Source organism: Pseudomonas parasichuanensis (genome assembly GCF_021601385.1).
In the GTDB taxonomy this organism is placed as follows: Bacteria; Pseudomonadota; Gammaproteobacteria; order Pseudomonadales; family Pseudomonadaceae; genus Aquipseudomonas; species Aquipseudomonas parasichuanensis.
The window spans coordinates 1-255 of the sequence record NZ_BQHO01000107.1 but is presented as its reverse complement, the minus strand read 5'-3'; the positions used below and the strand labels follow the sequence as shown (position 1 = coordinate 255).

Below are 255 nucleotides of genomic sequence, written 5' to 3'. Positions count from 1 at the left end.
GCGACGCCGATGGCGACGAGAGCACCACGACCATTTCGGTCAAGGTGCTGGACAGCCAACTGGTGGCTGGCACCGACAGTGAAGTGACGGTCTACGAGAAAGCCCTGGATTTGAGCAAGGACGGCAATGACCTGGCCGGTGGCAACGTGGTGGGGAGTGACCCGCACGCCAACACCGAGACGGCGTCGGGTTCATTGACCGATGCGGTCACCGGTGGCGTAGGCGCATTGACCTTCACCCTGGTCGGCAATGCTG

1 protein-coding gene is annotated in these 255 nt (G+C 62.7%); it reads left to right on the top strand.

Features of this window, described 5'->3' with window-relative positions:
* Nucleotides 1-255 (top strand): hypothetical protein (locus L6D77_RS27155; RefSeq protein ID WP_236170243.1); only part of this gene is annotated, 255 nt, incomplete at both ends.